Annotated in this window: 1 protein-coding gene; it reads right to left on the bottom strand. The window is 61.3% G+C overall.

Features of this window, described 5'->3' with window-relative positions:
- Positions 1-1,518, bottom strand: a 1,518-nt coding sequence (locus PM2_RS31050) for an immunoglobulin-like domain-containing protein (RefSeq protein ID WP_042132635.1), incomplete at both ends; no start/stop codon positions are given.

Below are 1,518 nucleotides of genomic sequence, written 5' to 3'. Positions count from 1 at the left end.
GTGATGGTGACCTTGACCAAGTCGCCTTCGTTGCCCGGGGTACCTGGCTCGTCGGTAACGGTGGTGCTGACCGGAGTCTTATCCAGGGTCAGTTGCTCGAACTTGCCGACATCAGCGCCAGCAACGGTTGCGATCGACTGCACCACAGGCGGATTACTGCCGGTGTAGACGTTGTCCGGTGCAGTCACGGTGATCGAACCGGTAGTGCCGTTGGCCGGTACGGTGATGACGGTCTTGCCGTCGCTCAGCGTGAAGGTCAGGGCGCCGTGGTTGTTAATCGGCAGGCCGTCTTTGTTGGTCAGCGTGATGGTGTAGGTGATCTCGCCGCCTTCGGTAACCGAAGGTGTCGCGGTCAGCTTAGCCACCACTTCATCAGTGGTGTCAGTGACTTGGACGGTAGCCGCACCGCCCAGTTGCAGGTTCTCGAAGGTCGCACCGGTGGCGTCCACCGCCGAATTGATACCCAGGCTGATGCTGCCGGCGTCGTTGTAGACGTCATCGCCCTGCGCATCGTGGGTGTACGGCGCGCTGGTGTCGCCGGCCTTGATGGTGACCTGCGCGTTGTTGCTCAGGGTCACGACCAGGTCGTGGTCCAGCGGCTGGTTGATGTGTACGGTGAAGGTCGGTTTGACGTTCTCGGCCACCGAGGTCTGGTCGGCCGTGATGGTGACCTTGACCAGGTCGCCTTCGTTGCCCGGAGTACCTGGCTCGTCGGTAACGGTGGTGCTGACCGGAGTCTTGTCCAGGGTCAGTTGCTCGAACTTGCCGACATCAGCGCCGTCCACCGAAGCGATCGACTTGATCACTGGATCGTTGGCACCGGTGTAGACGTTGTCCGGCGCGGTGACGGTGATCGAACCGGTAGTGCCGTTGGCCGGCACGGTGATGACGGTTTTACCGTCGCTCAGCGTGAAGGTCAGGGCGCCGTGGTTGTTGATCGGCAGGCCGTCTTTGTTGGTCAGCGTGATGGTGTAGGTGATCTCGCCGCCTTCGGTAACCGAAGGGGTCGCGGTCAGCTTAGCCACCACTTCATCAGTGGTGTCAGTGACTTGGACGGTAGCCGCACCGCCCAGTTGCAGGTTCTCGAAGGTCGCACCGGTGGCGTCCACCGCCGAATTGATACCCAGGCTGATTTCGCCCGAGTCTTTATAGACGTCATCGCCCTGCGCATCGTGGGTGTACGGCGCGCTGGTTTCGCCGGCCTTGATGGTGACTTGAGCGTTGTTGCTCAGGGTCACGACCAAGTCGTGGTCCAGCGGCTGGTTGATGTGCACGGTGAACGTCGGTTTGACGTTCTCGGCCACCGAGGTCTGGTCGGCCGTGATGGTGACCTTGACCAGGTCGCCTTCGTTGCCCGGAGTACCTGGCTCGTCGGTAACGGTGGTGCTGACCGGAGTCTTATCCAGGGTCAGTTGCTCGAACTTGCCGACATCAGCGCCAGCAACGGTTGCGATCGACTGCACCACAGGCGGATTACTGCCGGTGTAGACGTTGTCCGGTGCAGTCACGGTGATCGAA

Origin of the sequence: Pseudomonas monteilii NBRC 103158 = DSM 14164, from assembly GCF_000730605.1 — a bacterium.
In the GTDB taxonomy this organism is placed as follows: Bacteria; Pseudomonadota; Gammaproteobacteria; order Pseudomonadales; family Pseudomonadaceae; genus Aquipseudomonas; species Aquipseudomonas monteilii.
This window is presented reverse-complemented; position numbering and strand designations above follow the sequence as displayed.